The sequence below is a fragment of the Enterobacter cloacae complex sp. P42RS genome (assembly GCF_014930595.1).
Classification (GTDB): domain Bacteria; phylum Pseudomonadota; class Gammaproteobacteria; order Enterobacterales; family Enterobacteriaceae; genus Enterobacter; species Enterobacter bugandensis.
Genome location: NZ_JADBRK010000022.1, coordinates 58,376 through 76,129 on the forward strand (window position 1 = coordinate 58,376; position 17,754 = coordinate 76,129).

Consider the following 17,754-nt stretch of genomic DNA (forward strand, 5'->3'; position numbering starts at 1 on the left):
GAGGATGTTATGGAAAAAATCACATTGACCGTGCCCGCCAGCCGCGAAGTAAGCGGCAGGGCGCTGGCAGGGGTAGTCGGTTCCGGGGATATGGAGGCGCTTTTCACCGCCGAACCGGGCCAGACCTTAACCATTGATATCACCACTTCAGTAGACAACAGCCGTGGACGCTGGGAGGCATTGTTCAACCGCCTGCAAACCGTCAGCAGCCTGCCCGCAGGCAAGCTGACTATCCACGACTTCGGCGCGACGCCGGGCGTGGCGCGCATTCGTATCGAACAGGTCTTTGAAGGGGTGAACCATGCGTGATGACAGCAGCTTTATCGAATTAAAAGCGCGCCAGCGTGCGCAGGCGCTGCTGGATGACGGCAGCTACCGCGAACTGCTGGATCCCTTTGAAGGCATTATCTCTCCGTGGCTTGGGCCGCAGGGGATTGTTCCGCAGGCCGATGACGGCATGGTCGTCGCGAAAGGCACCATCAATGGCCGGCCTGCGGTGGTGGTGGCGATTGAAGGCACCTTCCAGGGCGGCAGCATGGGCGAAGTATCCGGTGCCAAAATGGCGGCGGCGCTGGAGCTGGCGGCGGAAGATAACCGCAACGGCATTCCGACTCAGGCGGTGCTGTGCCTCGAAACCGGCGGCGTACGTTTGCAGGAAGCCAACCTCGGCCTGGCGGCGATTGCCGATATCCACGCCGCGATCGTTGACCTGCGCCGCTATACCCCGGTCGTCGGGATTGTCGCCGGGACCGTGGGCTGCTTCGGCGGGATGTCTATCGCCGCGGCGCTGTGCAGCTACCTGATTGTGACCCGCGAAGCGCGACTCGGCCTCAACGGTCCGCAGGTTATCGAGCAGGAGGCGGGCATTGAAGAGTATGACTCCCGCGACCGTCCGTTTATCTGGAGCATGACCGGCGGCGAAGTGCGCTATGAAAGCGGACTGGTGGACGCGCTGGTGGGCGACGGCGTGAGCGCGGTGAAAGCCGCGATGAACGAAGCCATTGCCAAAGGCGTACCGGCGAAACATCGCACCGATAACTACGACGATTACCTGAACCGTCTGACGAATTTCGACACCCGCAAACAGGCCGATGCCGAACAGATTAAAGCGCTTTTTGCCCGGGAGGTGAAATGATGAGTAATTCAAAAAGCCGTGGCGAGATCTGGCTGGAAAATCTCGCCCCGAAAGCCAAACATATCGAGGGGCTATGCCCATCCGTCCGGGCGGCAGACGGCGAGCTGAACGGCGAAACGGTGCGCTTTGTCGCCGTGGTGCCGGATGCCAACAACCACTTCCCGCGCGCGGCGAAAGGGGAAGTCGGTCTGCTGGAAGGCTGGTGGCTTGCGAAAGTGGTCAGTGAAACCGTCGCGGCGGATGCTGACAAACCCGTGAAGCGCCCGATTGTGGCGGTGATCGACGTCCCAAGCCAGGCCTATGGCCGACGCGAAGAGGCGTTTGGTATTCACCAGGCGCTGGCCGGTGCGGCAGCAGCCTATGCAAATGCCCGCCTGGCCGGTCACCCGGTGATTGGCCTGATCGTCGGCAAGGCGATGTCCGGCGCGTTCCTGGCGCACGGCTACCAGGCTAACCGCCTGATCGCCTTTAACGACAAAGGCGTGCTGATCCACGCGATGGGCAAAGAGTCTGCGGCGCGCATCACGCTGCGTACCGTCGACGCGCTGGAAAAACTGGCGGCGACCATTCCGCCAATGGCCTACGACATCAGCAACTACGCCACGCTGGGGCTGCTCTCTAACCTGCTGGATATCAGCAACCCGGATGCCCCCTCCGATAACGATCTGACGCTGGTGAAATCCACCCTGCAACAGGCCATCAGTGATGCTCGTCAGGACACTACGTTGAAAAACCGTCTGGGTGCTGACAATCGCCGCAGCTCGGCGCTCGTACGTGAACGTATGCGAGCCAGCTGGTAAGTAAAAAGAGACCTGCCAGATGCATCACCCCGTGGGCGCGCCCGCTGCGTCCACGCGGGAACCTGCATCCTGAAAATAATAAACATCGCGCCAGTGCTTAAACTTTTTTACTACAGGTGATTTATGACTTACGTAATTGTTCATGCTCTTGCACCGATTTTTGTCATCATGCTGCTGGGATTCTGGGCCGGTAAGGCAAAGATGGTCGATAACAAAAATGTTTCCCTGCTGAATATCTTCGTGATGGATTTTGCACTGCCTGCCGCGCTTTTCAGCGCCACCGTGCAAACGCCGTGGACCGGCATCGTGGCTCAGTCGCCGCTGATCCTGGTGCTCACCCTGGCGATGTGGATCACCTATGCGGTCATCTACTTCCTCGCCACTCAAGTCTTTAAAAAATCCCCGCAGGATGCGGCTGTGCTGACGCTGACCGTCGCCCTGCCAAACTATGCGGCGCTTGGCCTGCCGATTCTGGGCAGCGTGCTGGGTGAAGGATCTTCCACGTCACTGTCCGTCGCGGTCTCTATCGCCTGTGGTTCAGTGCTGATGACCCCTTTCTGCCTGCTGATTCTGGAGCGTGAGAAAGCGCGCTCCGAAGGCAATAACTCGGGTTCAACGCTTTCCATGCTGCCGGTGCTGATGTGGCGTTCTATTAAAAAACCGATCGTGATGGGCCCGCTGCTGGGTGTGATCCTGTCCGCTATTGGCATCAAAATGCCGGAACTGGTGCTTGCCGCGATTAAACCGCTGGGACTGTCCGCGACCGCTGCGGCGCTGTTCCTGACCGGGGTGATCCTCTCCGCGCGTAAACTTCAGATCAACACCATGGTGATCACTTCCACTATCGCCAAGCTGCTGATCCAGCCAGCGATCGCCTGGGGTATCGTTTTAATCTTCGGTCTGCACGGCTCCGTGGCGATCACCGCCATCCTGATGATTGCGCTGTCCGCGGGCTTCTTCGGCGTGGTGTTCGGCAACCGTTTTGGCGTGCAGTCGCCGGATGCTGAAGCCGTGCTGCTGTTAAGCTCCGTACTGTGTATCCTGTCGCTGCCGCTGTTTATCTCGCTGACTTCAGGAATGTAATTATGACCACAACATTACGCCCGCATGACCTCATCTGGCTTACCGCGCATGACGCGCTGGAAGGCATCACCGAATCCTGGGTGGAGGCGGCCTGGCATACCGGCCTGCCGGTCGTGGTGCGGCGTGATGTTGATAGCGAAGGCCGTATTCCCGTTGGCGTACGCGGATTGCGTCGCGACCAGCGGGCGGCCGGATGGGTGAAGCCGGAAAACGTGTTGCGCGTGGTTTCGCCCGAGGATCTGAGCGTTGCCGCCGACCTGCTGCGTTCGCCCTTTATAACCCAGCCGCCGGTTCAGGTGGCGCTGCAGCTGGCTCAGCAGGCGTGGCCGTGGACGTGGGGCATTACCGGCAGCACCGGCTACGCGCTGGCAACCGGTATTCCGGTTATTCATGCCGACAGCGATCTTGATCTGCTGATCCGCGCTCCGCAGCCGATTTCCCCCGATGCTTTTAGCGCATGGCAGTCGCAGCTGAGCCGCGCACTTTGTCGGGCGGATACGCAGGTCGATACCTCCGAAGGAGGTTTCGCGCTGGCGGAGTGGCTGCGCGACGGCAAAACGCTGCTGAAAACCCGCCGCGGACCTCGCCTGGTGGCGGACCCGTGGCACAGGGAGGCGTGATGAAAATACTGTTTACTTTTCCGGGGCAGGGCACGCAGCATGAAGGCATGCTGCAAAACCTGCCGGGAGTGGCGCTGGAACAGGCGCGAGAGGTGCTTGGCGCCGAAGTGGATACGCTGGACAGTGCAGACTCGTTAACCCATACCCGTGCGGTTCAGCTTTCGCTGCTGATTGCCGGCGTGGCCTGGGCGCGCGAGCTTGAGCGTCGCGGCGTGTCGCCGGATATCGTCAGCGGGCTGTCCATCGGTGCTTATCCTGCGGCGGTTATTGCGGGTGCGCTGGACTTCGCGGACGCGTTGAGGCTGGTAGCGCTGCGCGGTGACCTGATGGAGCAGGCGTATCCCCACGGCTATGGCCTGACGGCGATTATGGGGTTGACCCTGCCGCAGGTGGAGACGCTGATTGAAGGCACCGGAACCTATATTGCGAACCTGAATGCCGAAACGCAGATCGTGATCGCCGGAACCGATGACGGGATGGCGCAGGTAGCCGAGCGCGCGCTGGCGAAAGGGGCAAGCAAGGCCAAACGGCTAGCGGTGAGCGTGCCGTCGCACTGCGCGCTGCTGGCGGAACCTGCGCAGAAGCTGATAGCGGCGTTTGAGGCCGTCACGCTGGCTCGTCCACGCTGCGCCTACCTGAGCGGCAGCACAGGCCGCGTGCTCTGGCAGCCGGAAAGGATCGCTGATGATTTAGCGATGAATATGGCGCGAACCGTGCGCTGGCAGGAGGCGGTGATTTCCGCTAACGAGCGCGAAGCGAGACTGGCAATTGAGATGCCGCCCGGCGGCGTACTGACCTGCCTGACTCGGCAGGCAGCGTGGGAAGGAGAGACCATTTCGCTGGAGCGCAGCGGGGTGGACGTGGCAGTGCATCTGGCGGGTCGGCTTCAGCGATGAATTTTTTGCCCGGTGGCGGCTGCGCCTTACCGGGCCTACGACTGCACGAACGTAGGCCGGGTAAGACGCAACGCGTCGCCACCCGGCAAGGCATCACGCACTATCCTGCAAGCTGCGCGCATACATCCGCCCTTCCGCAGCCAATGCCCGCAGGCTCGGATCCTGCTCGCGGTTGCGGGCAAAGACGATCGCAATCAGCTGCTGCATCTGGTACGGCTCCGCCAGCTTCAGGAGTTGCACCGAATTCTCGTAGACCTTTTTCATCCTGCCCGGCATCAGCGTAAATCCAACCCCCGCCTGCACCAGACTCAGCATCGAGAAGATGTCATTCACGCGGGTGACGATTTCCGGCTCGAACCCGGCGATATGAAACGCTTCCTGAAACCCGGCATACGTGGCGAACCCTTCTGCCAGGGCGACAAATTTCTGGTCTTTGTAATCACGCAGATCCGCGGGCCCGTGGGTATTCAGCGTGGCGGAAGCCGGTGCGGCAAGGAAAATATCATCATGGAACAGAGGAAGCACTTCGAGGCTGTTACGGTCGATATCGCTTTCGGAAATAGAGATTAAAATCGCATCCAGCGACCCCTCATCCAGCATATGGAGCAGGGTGTCGTTGGAGCCCATCGTCAGGTCCATCTCCAGATCCGGACGGCGCAGCTTCATGCCCATAATCAGGCGCGGCACGGTTTCCAGCGTCAGAGAGTAGAGCGTGCCGACGCGCAACCGCCCCTGGCCGATACCGGCAATTTTACGGGACTCTTCCACGCCGCGCGCCATCACCTGCATCACCTCCTGACAATACTCCAGCAGCGTCCACGCGGAGGGGAGGGCAATCAGGTTACGCCCTTTGTGAGCAAAGAGCGGGCAGCGGACGTTCTCTTCCAGCGTGTGCAGCGCGCGGTGCACGCTGACGCCGCTCAGGCCCAGCGTTTCGGCGGTACGTGCGATATTGCCCTTCTCCATGAACGTCATGAAGATGCTGAGCTTACGGAATGTAATCTCGCTCGTGGTATCGAAACTCATAGCCCTCCCGGTGGATCAGTCAGCCTGCAGCATCGCTTCCAGTTGTTCCTGCGCGTCCAGCCATGCCATTTCGCACTCTTCGAGGCTGGATTTGGTTTTCGCCTGGGTTTGCAGGCAGTCGGTCAGTTCCGCTTTGCGGCTCTGGTCGTACAGCTCGCTGTCGCCCAGCTTCTCTTCGACGGCGGCAAGCGTGGCGTTGAGCTTTTCCATCTCTTTTTCAAGACGGGCAATCTCTTTACGCAGCGGCTGGGTCTGGGTGCGCAGTTCCGCTTCGCGGCGCTTCTGGTCTTTACGCGACTGTGCGCTGTTGACGTTGTCTTTCGCTGACTCTTCCGGCTGGTTTTCCTGCTTTTGTACGTCCGTCAGCCACTGCTGGTAGTCTTCAAGATCGCCGTCGAACGGTTCGACTTTGCCGCCGTGTACCAGGTAGAGATCGTCGGTGGTGGAGCGGATCAGGTGGCGATCGTGCGACACGACAACCAGTGCGCCTTCGAACTCAATCAGCGCTTCGGTCAGCGCCTGACGCATGTCGAGATCCAGGTGGTTGGTCGGTTCATCAAGCAGCAGCAGGTTGGGTCTCTGCCAGACGATCAGCGCCAGCACCAGACGGGCTTTTTCGCCGCCCGAGAAACGCTCGGTGTTTTCGGTCACCTTATCGCCCTGGAAGCCGAAGCCGCCGAGGTAGTCGCGCAGCTTCTGCTCCATCTCCTGTGGCGCAAGACGCGCCAGATGCTGAATCGGGGATTCATCCGCGCGTAAAAATTCCAGCTGATGCTGGGCGAAATAGCCAAGCTTAATGCCCTTCGCCAGGCCGATTTCACCGCTGGTTGGGTTAAGCTCGCCCGCGAGCAGCTTAATTAACGTTGATTTACCGGCGCCGTTGCGCCCCAGCAGGCCAATGCGCGAACCCGGCACCAGGTTAAGCTTGATAGAGTCGAGGATGATGCGATCCCCATAACCAGCGCTGACCTTTTCCATCTTCAGCAGCGGGTTCGGCAGGCTTTCCGGCGCGCGGAAGCTGAAGTGGAACGGGTTATCCACGTGTGCCGGGGCAATCATCTCCATGCGTTCCAGCATTTTAATGCGGCTCTGGGCCTGCTTGGCTTTTGACGCTTTAGCTTTGAAGCGATCCACGAAGCTCTGCAGGTGCGCCACGCGCTGCTGTTGGCTTTCATACATCGACTGCTGCTGAGCAAGGCGCGTCGCGCGCTGGCGCTCGAAAGAGCTGTAGTTGCCGGTGTACTCGAACATGGTTTGCTGTTCGATATGAATGATTTTATCCACCACCGGGTCGAGGAAGTCGCGGTCGTGGGAGATGAGAATCAGAGTGCCCTGATAGCTCTTGAGCCACTTCTCGAGCCAAATAACCGCATCGAGATCGAGATGGTTGGTCGGTTCATCCAGCAGGAGCAGGTCTGAGCGGCAGATCAGCGCCTGCGCCAGGTTGAGGCGCATGCGCCAGCCGCCGGAGAAGTCGCTAACCGGGCGTTCAAGCTGTTCATTGCTGAAGCCCAGGCCGTGCAGCAGGCTGGAGGCGCGGGAGCGAATGGTCCACGCGTCGATGGCGTCCAGCTTGCCGTGAACGGTAGCGATGGCGTGACCGTCGTTGCGCTCGTTGGCCGCGTTGAGTTCCGCTTCGAGCTTACGGTACTCGCGATCGCCGTCGATAACATAGTCGAGCGCCGGTTCGCTCAGGGCTGGCGTCTCCTGGTTTACCCACGCGAGCTGCCAGTTCCCCGGGAAGGTAAAGTTCCCGCCATCCGCGCTAATCTCGTTTTTCAGCAGCGCCAGCAGGGTGGATTTACCGCAGCCGTTTTTGCCGACCAGACCCACTTTCTGGCCCGGGTTGATGGTAGCAGTGGCGTTATCCAGCAGGACGCGCACGCCGCGACGAATTTGTAACGAGGAGAAAACAATCATAGAAGCGCCGTATGTTCCGACTATGTTAATTTGTCATTATGATAATGTAAGGTGTGGGCCATTTTCCCCACCGGGCCGCCATGGTAGCCCAAAACGACAACAATACACAAAAACAGAACCGGGAGGGGAGTGATGTCTCAGACAGCGAAAGTGCTGCTGCTGTATGCCCATCCGGAATCTCAGGACTCGGTGGCGAACCGGGTGCTGCTTAAGCCGGCCACACAGCTCAGTAACGTCACGGTGCACGATCTCTACGCGCACTATCCTGATTTCTTTATCGATATTCCTTACGAGCAGGAACTGCTGCGTCAGCATGACGTGATTGTATTTCAGCATCCGCTCTATACCTACAGCTGTCCGGCACTGCTGAAAGAGTGGCTGGACCGCGTGCTGAGCCGGGGCTTCTCCAGCGGGGTGGGGGGCAACCAGCTGGCGGGAAAGTACTGGCGCAGTGTGATCACCACCGGTGAACCCGAAAGCGCTTACCGTCACGACGGGCTGAACCGCTATCCCATGAGCGACATCCTGAGGCCGTTCGAGCTGACGGCGGCCATGTGCCGCATGCACTGGATGAGCCCGATTATTGTTTACTGGGCGCGGCGTCAGGACCCGAAAGCGCTCGCAAGCCACGCCAGAGCCTACGGCGAATGGCTGGCATCACCGATTCCGGCAGGAGGTCGTTAATGGAAGGATCGAATTTACTCCTCGCCGGGGTGCTGTTTTTATTTGCCGCCGTCGTCGCGGTGCCGCTTGCCGCCCGTATCGGCATCGGGGCGGTGCTGGGGTATTTGCTCGCGGGGATCGCCATTGGCCCATGGGGACTGGGTTTCATCAGCGACGTGGATGAAATTCTCCACTTCTCGGAGCTCGGCGTGGTGTTCCTGATGTTCATCATCGGCCTCGAACTGAACCCCTCGAAGCTGTGGCAGCTTCGACGCTCTATCTTTGGCGTGGGCGCCGCGCAGGTGCTGTTTAGCGCCGCGATTCTGGCTGGCCTGTTAATGCTGACCAACTTTTCCTGGCAGGCGGCGGTGATTGGCGGGATTGGTCTCGCAATGTCGTCGACGGCGATGGCGCTGCAGCTGATGCGCGACAAGGGGATGAACCGCAATGAGGCCGGACAGCTGGGCTTTTCGGTGCTGCTGTTCCAGGATTTAGCGGTGATCCCGGCGCTGGCACTGGTGCCGCTGCTGGCGGGCTCGGGCGACGATCACTTCGACTGGGCAAAAATTTCCATGAAGGTGCTGGCCTTCGCGGGCATGCTGATTGGCGGACGTTTCCTGTTACGTCCGGTGTTCCGCTTTATTGCCGCCTCGGGCGTGCGCGAGGTGTTTACCGCCGCGACGCTGCTGCTGGTGCTCGGCTCGGCGCTGTTTATGGACGCGCTGGGGCTGTCGATGGCGCTGGGCACCTTTATTGCCGGCGTGCTGCTGGCGGAGAGTGAATATCGGCACGAACTGGAAATTGCCATCGATCCCTTCAAAGGGCTGCTGTTAGGCCTGTTCTTTATTTCGGTGGGAATGGCGCTCAATCTTGGCGTGCTTTATACCCATCTGCTCTGGGTTGCGGTGAGTGTTGCGATCCTGGTGGCGGTGAAAATGCTGGTGCTGTACGTCATGGCGCGTATCTACGGGTTGCGCAGTTCGGAACGCATGCAGTTTGCCAGCGTGTTGAGCCAGGGTGGCGAGTTTGCGTTTGTGCTGTTCTCCACCGCCTCCTCCCAGAAGCTGTTTAAAGATGACCAGATGGCGCTGCTGCTGGTGACGGTAACGCTGTCGATGATGACCACACCTCTGCTGATGAAGATGGTGGATAAACTCCTGTCGCGCCGCCTGAATCCGGCAGACGATGAAGATGAAGCGCCGTGGGTAGAAGACGATAAGCCGCAGGTGATCGTCGTGGGCTTCGGCCGCTTCGGGCAGGTGATTGGCCGCCTGTTGATGGCGAACAAAATGCGCATTACGGTGCTGGAGCGCGATATCAGCGCGGTCAACCTGATGCGCAAATATGGCTACAAGGTCTATTACGGCGATGCCACTCAGCTTGAGCTTCTGCGCTCGGCCGGGGCGGAAGCCGCGGAGTCTATCGTCATCACCTGCAACGATCCGGAAGATACGATGAAGCTGGTGGATCTATGTCAGCAGCACTTTCCGCACCTGAATATTCTGGCGCGTGCCCGAGGGCGTGTTGAAGCTCACGAATTGTTGCAGGCAGGTGTGAAACACTTCTCCCGTGAGACGTTCTCCAGTGCGCTGGAGCTGGGGCGCAAGGCGTTAATCTCCCTGGGGATGCATCCTCACCAGGCGCAGCGCGCCCAGATGCACTTCCGCCGGCTGGATATGCGCATGCTGCGCGAATTAATGCCTGTGCATACCGATACCGCTCAGATCTCCCGCGTGCGGGAAGCGCGGCGCGAGCTGGAGGAGATCTTTCAGCGAGAGATGCAGCAGGAACGACGCCAGCTCGACGGCTGGGATGAATTTGAATAAAGGGTAACGAAAGATGGCTGTACGTAAACGCTTTATCGCGGGTGCAAAGTGCCCGTCTTGCCAGGCTCAAGATACGCTGGCCATGTGGCGCGAAAATAATATTGATATAGTTGAGTGCGTTAAGTGCGGTCACCAGATGCGTGAGGCTGACAAAGAAGCACGCGATCACGTTCGCAAAGAAGAGCAAGTGATCGGCATTTTTCATCCAGACTAGCGATATGCTCTGAGTTTTTTTAAGCTTAAGGGTACACGGGTGCAGATTTCCGCTACAATCTGCGCCAGCAATTTTCCCACGCTCAGGAGATATCATGAAAGTAGCAAAAGACCTGGTGGTCAGCCTGGCCTATCAGGTACGTACAGAAGACGGTGTGTTGGTTGATGAGTCTCCGGTGAGTGCGCCGCTGGACTACCTGCATGGTCACGGTTCCCTGATTTCCGGCCTGGAAACTGCGCTGGAAGGTCATGAAGTTGGCGATAAATTCGACGTTGCTGTAGGCGCGAACGACGCTTACGGTCAGTATGACGACAACCTGGTTCAGCGCGTTCCTAAAGACGTGTTCATGGGCGTTGACGAGCTGCAGGTTGGCATGCGCTTCCTGGCTGAAACTGACCAGGGTCCGGTTCCTGTTGAAATCACTGAAGTTGAAGACGACCACGTTGTGGTTGACGGCAACCACATGCTGGCTGGCCAGAACCTGAAGTTCAACGTAGAAGTTGTTGCGATCCGTGAAGCGACCGAAGAAGAGCTGGCTCATGGCCACGTTCACGGTGCGCATGGTCACGACCATGATCACGATCACGGCCACGACGGCTGCTGCGGTGGTCACGGCCACGACCATGGTCATGACCACGGCCACGGTAAAGGTGGTTGCGGCAACGGCGGCTGCGGTTGCCACTAATTCCGTCATGCGGAAAATAAAAAAGCGGGATAATCCCGCTTTTTTTACGCCTCAATAATGAGGTGGTGGCGTCTCTTCCGACTGAGAGGCAATATTTGACGGCTGCGTCGCCTTCAGCTTTTCCGTCAGCAGGCGCATATGATCCCGCAGTTTCGCCATTTCGAGTTCGTGCGCGGTCACGGTCTGGTTAAGCTCTTCGATGGTGATGTCCTGAAAAGCCAGGCGGCTTTCCAGCTCAGCCATTCTCGCTTCTATCATTGTGTCCTTCATCATTCACCTCGTTTATATCTGATACGCCATATTGGCCCAGCGGCGGCGCAGTTTAACTGAGTTTATCCTTAAGTGCAGTCTCTATCCCGTTGGCAAGAAACTTATTTAAACAAAAATAGTCTGAAAAGTGGCGAGAATTGGAAGTGTCTGTCTGTAGATTTCTTCCGCAACGTTTTATAGTACGTCACTCATTTACGTTTAACGCTGGGGTGAGAGTCCCCAGGCCCTGGAGATATGGATGAAATCACTGTTTAAAGTAACGCTGCTGGCGACGACGATGGCTGTTGCACTGAACGCGCCGCTGTCATTCGCTGCTGATACTGCTGCGAAGCCTGCTGCCACTGCAGACAGCAAAGCGGCGTTCAAAAATGACGACCAGAAATCCGCCTACGCACTGGGCGCATCTCTGGGCCGCTACATGGAAAACTCTCTGAAAGAACAAGAGAAACTGGGCATCAAACTGGACAAAGCCCAGCTGATCGCGGGTGTTCAGGACGCCTTTGCTGATAAGAGCAAACTGTCTGACCAGGAAATCGAACAGACTCTGCAGGCGTTCGAAGCGCGCGTGAAGGGTGCCGCTCAGACCAAGATGGAAGCGGACGCTAAAGACAACGAAGCGAAAGGCAAAGCCTACCGCGACACCTTTGCTAAAGAGAAGGGTGTGAAAACCTCTTCTACTGGTCTGGTGTACAAAGTTGAGAAAGAAGGTACCGGTGATGCGCCTAAAGACAGCGACACCGTTGTGGTGAACTACAAAGGTACGCTGATCGACGGTAAAGAGTTCGACAACTCTTACACCCGTGGTGAACCTCTTTCCTTCCGTCTTGACGGTGTGATCCCAGGCTGGACTGAAGGCCTGAAAAACATCAAAAAAGGCGGCAAAATCAAGCTGGTTATCCCACCGGATCTGGCCTATGGTAAAACTGGCGTCCCGGGTATCCCGGCTAACTCCACGCTGGTCTTCGACGTAGAGCTGCTGGACATCAAACCAGCGCCGAAAGCGGATGCGAAACCGGAAGCGCAGGCAGATCAGAAAGCTGCGACTGACGCTAAGAAGTAATGTGATGCAAACCGCCGCCTTTTAAGGCGGCGGTTTTTTATTGTGGGGCAGATATAATTAACACTGGAAAGCGTTAGGCACGCTGTATTAATTTAGTTGTCCGTGTAGATAATGAGCCTGCCCTGAAAACCTAACGACAGGCTCCTGAAAAGGAGTGTTTTTTTCATGTCCAGGTCGCTTTTAACCAACGAAACCAGTGAACTTGATTTGCTGGATCAACGTCCTTTTGACCAGACCGACTTCGATATTCTGAAATCCTATGAAGCGGTAGTGGACGGGTTAGCGATGCTCATTGGTTCCCACTGCGAAATCGTATTGCACTCCCTGCAAGATCTGAAGTGTTCCGCCATCCGCATTGCTAATGGTGAGCATACCGGCCGTAAAATTGGTTCGCCAATTACCGACCTTGCATTGCGTATGTTGCATGACATGACCGGCGCGGACAGCAGCGTCTCAAAATGTTATTTCACCCGCGCCAAAAGCGGCGTGCTGATGAAATCAGAAACCATCGCGATTCGAAATCGCGAGCATCGTGTGATTGGGCTGCTGTGCATCAACATGAACCTTGATGTGCCATTCTCGCAGATCATGAGCACCTTTATTCCGCCAGAAACGCCAGACGTTGGCTCTTCTGTTAACTTTGCCTCCTCCGTTGAAGATCTCGTCACGCAGACGCTTGAGTTCACCATTGAAGAGGTCAATGCTGACCGCAACGTATCGAACAACGCCAAGAATCGCCAGATCGTACTCAATCTCTACGAGAAAGGGATTTTCGACATTAAAGATGCCATCAACCAGGTGGCCGATCGTCTGAACATCTCCAAGCATACGGTTTACCTCTACATCCGTCAGTTCAAAAGCGGCGATTTCGTGGGGCAGGATAAGTAATGCGTTTTGCATTAATGGTGACGGGCCCGGCGTATGGGACTCAACAGGCCAGCAGCGCGCTGCAGTTTGCGCATGCGCTGCTGGCGGCCGGACACGAACTGGCGAGCGTCTTCTTCTATCGGGAAGGGGTGTATAACGCGAACCAGTTTACGTCGCCGGCGAGCGACGAGTTTGATCTGGTCCGCGCCTGGCAGGCGTTAAATGAAAAGCAGGGCGTTGAGCTGCATATCTGCGTGGCGGCGGCGCTGCGTCGCGGCGTGACGGATGCAGACGAAGCCGAGCGCCTGGGATTATCAGGCGCTAACCTGCAGCCTGGTTTTTCGTTGAGTGGTCTGGGCGCATTGGCTCAGGCGGCGTTAACCTGCGACAGAGTGGTGCAATTCTGATGAAGCGTGTGGCATTTGTTTTTACTTCTGCGCCGCACGGCAGCAGCTCTGGCCGCGAAGGCCTAGATGCGCTGCTTGCGACATCGGCGTTAACAGAAGATATCGGTGTCTTCTTTCTGGGGGACGGCGTGCTTCAGCTTCTGGCGGGCCAACAGCCGCAGGCCATTCTGGCGCGCGACTACATCGCCACCTTCAAAGTGCTGCCGCTTTACGATATCGAAACCTGCTATGTCTGTGCCGACTCTTTAACGGCGCGCGGTTTAAGCGATAAGACGCCTTTTGTGCTGGATGTGACGACCTTACCTGCCGCAGCACTGCGTGAACAACTATCCCACTACGACACCATTCTGACTTTCTGAGGCTTCCATGCTCCATATTCTCAGCCATTCACCATGGCAATGTGATATCGACACGCTGTTGAGCATGCTGCGCGAAGGTGACGATCTGCTGCTGATTCAGGATGGCGTGCTCGCTGCACTTGAAGGTGGACGTTTCGTTGAAATTCTCACGAACGCCCCCATAACGGTCTCTGCGCTGAAGGACGATCTGGATGCGCGGGGTCTTTCTGGTCAAATTTCAGCCAAAATTGACGTGGTTGGCTATACTGATTTCGTCAATCTTACTGTGACGCACGCCAGTCAAATGAACTGGTGATTTGAGATCGCTGTATATTTCTTGACACCTTTTCGACGTAGCCCTAAAATTTCGCGTCCTCATATTGTATGAGGTCGTTTTATTACGTGTTTACGAAGCAAAAGCTAAAACCAGGAGCTATTTAATGGCAACAGTTAACCAGCTGGTACGCAAACCACGTGCACGCAAAGTTGCAAAAAGCAACGTGCCTGCGCTGGAAGCCTGCCCGCAGAAACGTGGCGTATGTACACGTGTATATACCACCACTCCTAAAAAACCAAACTCCGCACTGCGTAAAGTATGCCGTGTGCGTTTGACTAACGGTTTCGAAGTGACTTCCTACATCGGTGGTGAAGGTCACAACCTGCAGGAGCACTCCGTGATCCTGATCCGTGGCGGTCGTGTTAAAGACCTTCCGGGTGTTCGTTACCACACCGTTCGTGGTGCGCTGGACTGCTCAGGTGTTAAAGACCGTAAGCAGGCTCGCTCCAAGTACGGCGTGAAGCGTCCTAAGGCTTAATGGTTCTCCGTTAAGTAAGGCCAAACTGATTTATCTTAATGTCAAACTAAACTCGTAGAGTTTTGGACAATCCTGAATTAACAACGGAGTATTCCCATGCCACGTCGTCGCGTCATTGGTCAGCGTAAAATTCTTCCAGATCCGAAGTTCGGATCAGAACTGCTGGCAAAATTTGTAAATATCCTGATGGTAGATGGTAAAAAATCTACTGCAGAAGCAATCGTATACAGCGCGCTGGAGACCCTGGCTCAGCGTTCTGGTAAAAATGAACTGGAAGCTTTCGAAGTCGCTCTCGACAACGTTCGCCCAACTGTAGAAGTTAAGTCCCGCCGCGTTGGTGGTTCTACTTATCAGGTTCCAGTTGAAGTTCGTCCGGTTCGTCGTAATGCCCTGGCAATGCGTTGGATCGTTGAAGCTGCTCGTAAACGCGGTGATAAATCCATGGCTCTGCGTCTGGCGAACGAACTTTCTGATGCTGCAGAAAACAAAGGTACTGCAGTTAAGAAACGTGAAGACGTTCACCGTATGGCAGAAGCCAACAAGGCGTTCGCACACTACCGTTGGTAATCCCTTCGGAGTATTAGTCACCAGGCGGGCGCTTCAGAGAAGCTGCCCGCTCTGGGTAACTTAACTGAACGCCTAAAGAAACAAACGAGGAATCAAATGGCTCGTACAACACCCATCGCACGCTACCGTAACATCGGTATCAGTGCGCACATCGACGCCGGTAAGACCACTACTACCGAACGTATTCTGTTCTACACCGGTGTAAACCATAAAATCGGTGAAGTTCATGACGGCGCAGCCACCATGGACTGGATGGAACAGGAGCAGGAGCGTGGTATTACCATCACCTCCGCAGCGACTACTGCATTCTGGTCAGGTATGGCTAAGCAGTACGAACCGCATCGCGTAAACATCATCGACACCCCGGGCCACGTTGACTTCACCATCGAAGTAGAACGTTCCATGCGTGTTCTTGACGGCGCGGTAATGGTTTATTGCGCAGTTGGTGGTGTTCAGCCACAGTCTGAAACCGTATGGCGTCAGGCGAACAAATATAAAGTTCCACGCATCGCGTTCGTTAACAAAATGGACCGTATGGGTGCTAACTTCCTGAAAGTTGTTGGCCAGATCAAAACCCGTCTGGGCGCGAACCCTGTTCCGCTGCAGCTGGCAATTGGTGCTGAAGAAGGCTTCACCGGCGTTATCGACCTGGTGAAAATGAAAGCCATCAACTGGAACGATGCAGACCAGGGCGTTACCTTCGAATACGAAGATATCCCGGCTGAGATGCAGGACCTGGCTGACGAATGGCACCAGAACCTGATCGAATCCGCTGCTGAAGCTTCTGAAGAGCTGATGGAGAAATACCTGGGTGGTGAAGAACTGTCTGAAGAAGAGATCAAAAAAGCTCTGCGTCAGCGCGTTCTGAACAACGAAATCATCCTGGTAACCTGTGGTTCTGCGTTCAAGAACAAAGGTGTTCAGGCGATGCTGGATGCGGTAGTTGACTACCTGCCATCCCCGGTTGACGTTCCTGCGATCAACGGCATCCTGGACGACGGTAAAGATACTCCGGCTGAGCGTCACGCAAGTGATGACGAGCCGTTCTCTGCACTGGCGTTCAAAATTGCTACCGACCCATTCGTGGGTAACCTGACCTTCTTCCGCGTTTACTCTGGTGTGGTTAACTCTGGTGACACCATCCTGAACTCCGTGAAAGCGGCGCGTGAACGTTTTGGCCGTATCGTACAGATGCACGCTAACAAACGTGAAGAGATCAAAGAAGTTCGTGCGGGCGACATCGCTGCAGCTATCGGTCTGAAAGACGTGACCACTGGTGACACCCTGTGTGACCCGGATCACCCGATCATTCTGGAGCGTATGGAATTCCCTGAGCCGGTAATCTCCATCGCGGTTGAACCAAAAACCAAAGCTGACCAGGAAAAAATGGGTCTGGCTCTGGGCCGTCTGGCGAAAGAAGACCCATCATTCCGCGTATGGACTGATGAAGAATCTAACCAGACCATCATCGCTGGTATGGGTGAACTGCACCTGGACATCATCGTTGACCGTATGAAGCGTGAATTCAACGTTGAAGCGAACGTGGGTAAACCTCAGGTTGCTTACCGCGAAGCGATTCGCGCGAAAGTTACCGATGTTGAAGGTAAACACGCTAAGCAGTCTGGTGGTCGCGGTCAGTACGGTCACGTTGTGATCGACATGTACCCACTGGAGCCGGGCTCTAACCCGAAAGGTTACGAGTTCATCAACGACATCAAAGGTGGTGTAATTCCTGGCGAATACATCCCAGCCGTTGATAAAGGCATCCAGGAGCAGCTGAAAGCGGGCCCTCTGGCTGGCTATCCGGTTGTTGACATGGGTATCCGTCTGCACTTCGGTTCTTACCACGACGTTGACTCCTCTGAACTGGCGTTTAAACTGGCTGCGTCTATTGCCTTTAAAGAAGGCTTTAAGAAAGCAAAACCAGTTCTGCTTGAGCCAATCATGAAGGTTGAAGTAGAAACTCCTGAAGAGAACACCGGTGACGTTATCGGTGACTTGAGCCGTCGTCGCGGTATGCTGCGTGGTCAGGAATCCGAAGTAACTGGCGTTAAGATCCACGCTGAAGTTCCGCTGTCTGAAATGTTCGGATATGCAACTCAGCTGCGTTCTCTGACCAAAGGTCGTGCATCATACACCATGGAATTCCTGAAGTATGATGATGCGCCTAACAACGTTGCTCAGGCCGTTATTGAAGCCCGTGGTAAGTAATCCACAGGATTAAAACCTAAGTCCCGTGCTCTCTCCAGAGGGGAGAGCACTATAGTAAGGAATATAGCCGTGTCTAAAGAAAAATTTGAACGTACAAAACCGCACGTCAACGTTGGTACTATCGGCCACGTTGACCATGGTAAAACTACCCTGACCGCTGCAATCACTACCGTTCTGGCTAAAACCTACGGTGGTTCTGCTCGTGCATTCGACCAGATCGATAACGCGCCAGAAGAAAAAGCTCGTGGTATCACCATCAACACCTCTCACGTTGAGTACGACACCCCGACTCGCCACTACGCACACGTAGACTGCCCAGGCCACGCCGACTATGTTAAAAACATGATCACC

General features: G+C 56.2%; 22 protein-coding genes. 19 read left to right on the forward strand and 3 right to left on the reverse strand.

The window, feature by feature from the left end; genetic code table 11:
• Positions 1 to 9: 9 nt before the first annotated feature.
• The 6 genes from mdcC to mdcH all read left to right on the forward strand — a co-directional run bounded on the left by mdcC (position 10) and on the right by mdcH (position 4,534).
• Positions 10 to 309 carry a malonate decarboxylase acyl carrier protein gene (gene mdcC / locus IM314_RS19695; protein ID WP_015571419.1) on the forward strand — a complete coding sequence of 100 codons (300 nt, stop codon included), beginning with the start codon at positions 10 to 12 and terminating at the stop codon, positions 307 to 309.
• A complete protein-coding gene (locus IM314_RS19700) occupies positions 302 to 1,135 on the forward strand; it encodes a biotin-independent malonate decarboxylase subunit beta (protein WP_193359260.1) in 834 nt (277 codons plus the stop codon). The genes mdcC and IM314_RS19700 overlap by 8 nt, the downstream gene beginning before the upstream one ends.
• Entirely contained in the window at positions 1,135 to 1,935 is an 801-nt protein-coding gene (gene mdcE, locus IM314_RS19705) for a biotin-independent malonate decarboxylase subunit gamma (protein ID WP_059355583.1), read from the forward strand. The genes IM314_RS19700 and mdcE overlap by 1 nt, the downstream gene beginning before the upstream one ends.
• A gap of 123 nt (positions 1,936 to 2,058) precedes the next feature.
• The gene (locus tag IM314_RS19710) at positions 2,059 to 3,018 is read left to right on the forward strand and encodes an AEC family transporter (protein WP_193359259.1); all 960 of its coding nucleotides are present in this window, start codon (positions 2,059 to 2,061) and stop codon (positions 3,016 to 3,018) included.
• 2 nt (positions 3,019 to 3,020) lie between these two features.
• A complete protein-coding gene (locus tag IM314_RS19715) occupies positions 3,021 to 3,638 on the forward strand; it encodes a malonate decarboxylase holo-ACP synthase (protein WP_047362524.1) in 618 nt (205 codons plus the stop codon).
• Positions 3,638 to 4,534, forward strand: a complete 897-nt coding sequence (gene mdcH, locus IM314_RS19720) for a malonate decarboxylase subunit epsilon (protein WP_062936177.1) — start codon at positions 3,638 to 3,640, stop codon at positions 4,532 to 4,534. The genes IM314_RS19715 and mdcH overlap by 1 nt, the downstream gene beginning before the upstream one ends.
• A gap of 93 nt (positions 4,535 to 4,627) precedes the next feature.
• Here the strand turns inward: mdcH and IM314_RS19725 are convergent, their stop codons facing one another.
• Together IM314_RS19725 and IM314_RS19730 are read right to left on the reverse strand one after the other, a co-directional pair.
• Positions 4,628 to 5,560, reverse strand: coding sequence for a LysR family transcriptional regulator (locus tag IM314_RS19725; protein ID WP_193359258.1), 933 nt, complete (start codon positions 5,558 to 5,560; stop codon positions 4,628 to 4,630).
• A gap of 15 nt (positions 5,561 to 5,575) precedes the next feature.
• Positions 5,576 to 7,480, reverse strand: coding sequence for an ABC transporter ATP-binding protein (locus tag IM314_RS19730; protein WP_060573419.1), 1,905 nt, complete (start codon positions 7,478 to 7,480; stop codon positions 5,576 to 5,578).
• A 132-nt stretch (positions 7,481 to 7,612) separates the two neighbouring features.
• On the opposite strand from IM314_RS19730, the gene kefG reads away from it, so the two are divergent.
• The 4 genes from kefG to slyD all read left to right on the forward strand — a co-directional run bounded on the left by kefG (position 7,613) and on the right by slyD (position 10,868).
• Positions 7,613 to 8,164, forward strand: a complete 552-nt coding sequence (kefG, locus tag IM314_RS19735; protein ID WP_006812200.1) for a glutathione-regulated potassium-efflux system ancillary protein KefG — start codon at positions 7,613 to 7,615, stop codon at positions 8,162 to 8,164.
• The gene (gene kefB / locus IM314_RS19740) at positions 8,164 to 9,969 is read left to right on the forward strand and encodes a glutathione-regulated potassium-efflux system protein KefB (protein ID WP_193359257.1); all 1,806 of its coding nucleotides are present in this window, start codon (positions 8,164 to 8,166) and stop codon (positions 9,967 to 9,969) included. The genes kefG and kefB overlap by 1 nt, the downstream gene beginning before the upstream one ends.
• A gap of 13 nt (positions 9,970 to 9,982) precedes the next feature.
• A complete protein-coding gene (locus IM314_RS19745; RefSeq protein WP_003861689.1) occupies positions 9,983 to 10,183 on the forward strand; it encodes a YheV family putative zinc ribbon protein in 201 nt (66 codons plus the stop codon).
• A 94-nt stretch (positions 10,184 to 10,277) separates the two neighbouring features.
• Positions 10,278 to 10,868, forward strand: a complete 591-nt coding sequence (slyD, locus tag IM314_RS19750; protein WP_003861691.1) for a peptidylprolyl isomerase — start codon at positions 10,278 to 10,280, stop codon at positions 10,866 to 10,868.
• 51 nt (positions 10,869 to 10,919) lie between these two features.
• Here the strand turns inward: slyD and IM314_RS19755 are convergent, their stop codons facing one another.
• Positions 10,920 to 11,138: a protein SlyX gene (locus IM314_RS19755; RefSeq protein ID WP_028014642.1), complete on the reverse strand. Its 219-nt coding sequence runs from the start codon at positions 11,136 to 11,138 to the stop codon at positions 10,920 to 10,922.
• 238 nt (positions 11,139 to 11,376) lie between these two features.
• On the opposite strand from IM314_RS19755, the gene fkpA reads away from it, so the two are divergent.
• The 9 genes from fkpA to IM314_RS19800 form a co-directional block, all read left to right on the forward strand.
• Complete coding sequence (fkpA, locus tag IM314_RS19760; RefSeq protein WP_023331457.1) at positions 11,377 to 12,198, forward strand: FKBP-type peptidyl-prolyl cis-trans isomerase; 822 nt, start codon at positions 11,377 to 11,379, stop codon at positions 12,196 to 12,198.
• 165 nt (positions 12,199 to 12,363) lie between these two features.
• The gene (locus IM314_RS19765; protein ID WP_014885489.1) at positions 12,364 to 13,086 is read left to right on the forward strand and encodes a transcriptional regulator; all 723 of its coding nucleotides are present in this window, start codon (positions 12,364 to 12,366) and stop codon (positions 13,084 to 13,086) included.
• Entirely contained in the window at positions 13,086 to 13,472 is a 387-nt protein-coding gene (gene tusD, locus IM314_RS19770; RefSeq protein WP_041911941.1) for a sulfurtransferase complex subunit TusD, read from the forward strand. The genes IM314_RS19765 and tusD overlap by 1 nt, the downstream gene beginning before the upstream one ends.
• Positions 13,472 to 13,831 (forward strand): sulfurtransferase complex subunit TusC, encoded by a 360-nt coding sequence (tusC, locus tag IM314_RS19775; protein WP_041911942.1) that lies wholly within the window; start codon positions 13,472 to 13,474, stop codon positions 13,829 to 13,831. The genes tusD and tusC overlap by 1 nt, the downstream gene beginning before the upstream one ends.
• A 7-nt stretch (positions 13,832 to 13,838) precedes the next feature.
• Positions 13,839 to 14,126, forward strand: coding sequence for a sulfurtransferase complex subunit TusB (gene tusB / locus IM314_RS19780; RefSeq protein WP_041911943.1), 288 nt, complete (start codon positions 13,839 to 13,841; stop codon positions 14,124 to 14,126).
• A 124-nt stretch (positions 14,127 to 14,250) separates the two neighbouring features.
• On the forward strand, positions 14,251 to 14,625 hold the full coding sequence (rpsL, locus tag IM314_RS19785; RefSeq protein ID WP_000246815.1) for a 30S ribosomal protein S12: 375 nt from the start codon (positions 14,251 to 14,253) through the stop codon (positions 14,623 to 14,625).
• Positions 14,626 to 14,721: 96 nt separating this feature from the next.
• Positions 14,722 to 15,192, forward strand: coding sequence for a 30S ribosomal protein S7 (rpsG, locus tag IM314_RS19790; protein ID WP_003861706.1), 471 nt, complete (start codon positions 14,722 to 14,724; stop codon positions 15,190 to 15,192).
• Between the two features lie 96 nt (positions 15,193 to 15,288).
• Positions 15,289 to 17,403 (forward strand): elongation factor G, encoded by a 2,115-nt coding sequence (gene fusA / locus IM314_RS19795; RefSeq protein WP_028014637.1) that lies wholly within the window; start codon positions 15,289 to 15,291, stop codon positions 17,401 to 17,403.
• 69 nt (positions 17,404 to 17,472) lie between these two features.
• Positions 17,473 to 17,754 (forward strand): GTP-binding protein (locus IM314_RS19800; protein ID WP_040152346.1); only part of this gene is annotated, 282 nt, incomplete at its 3' end.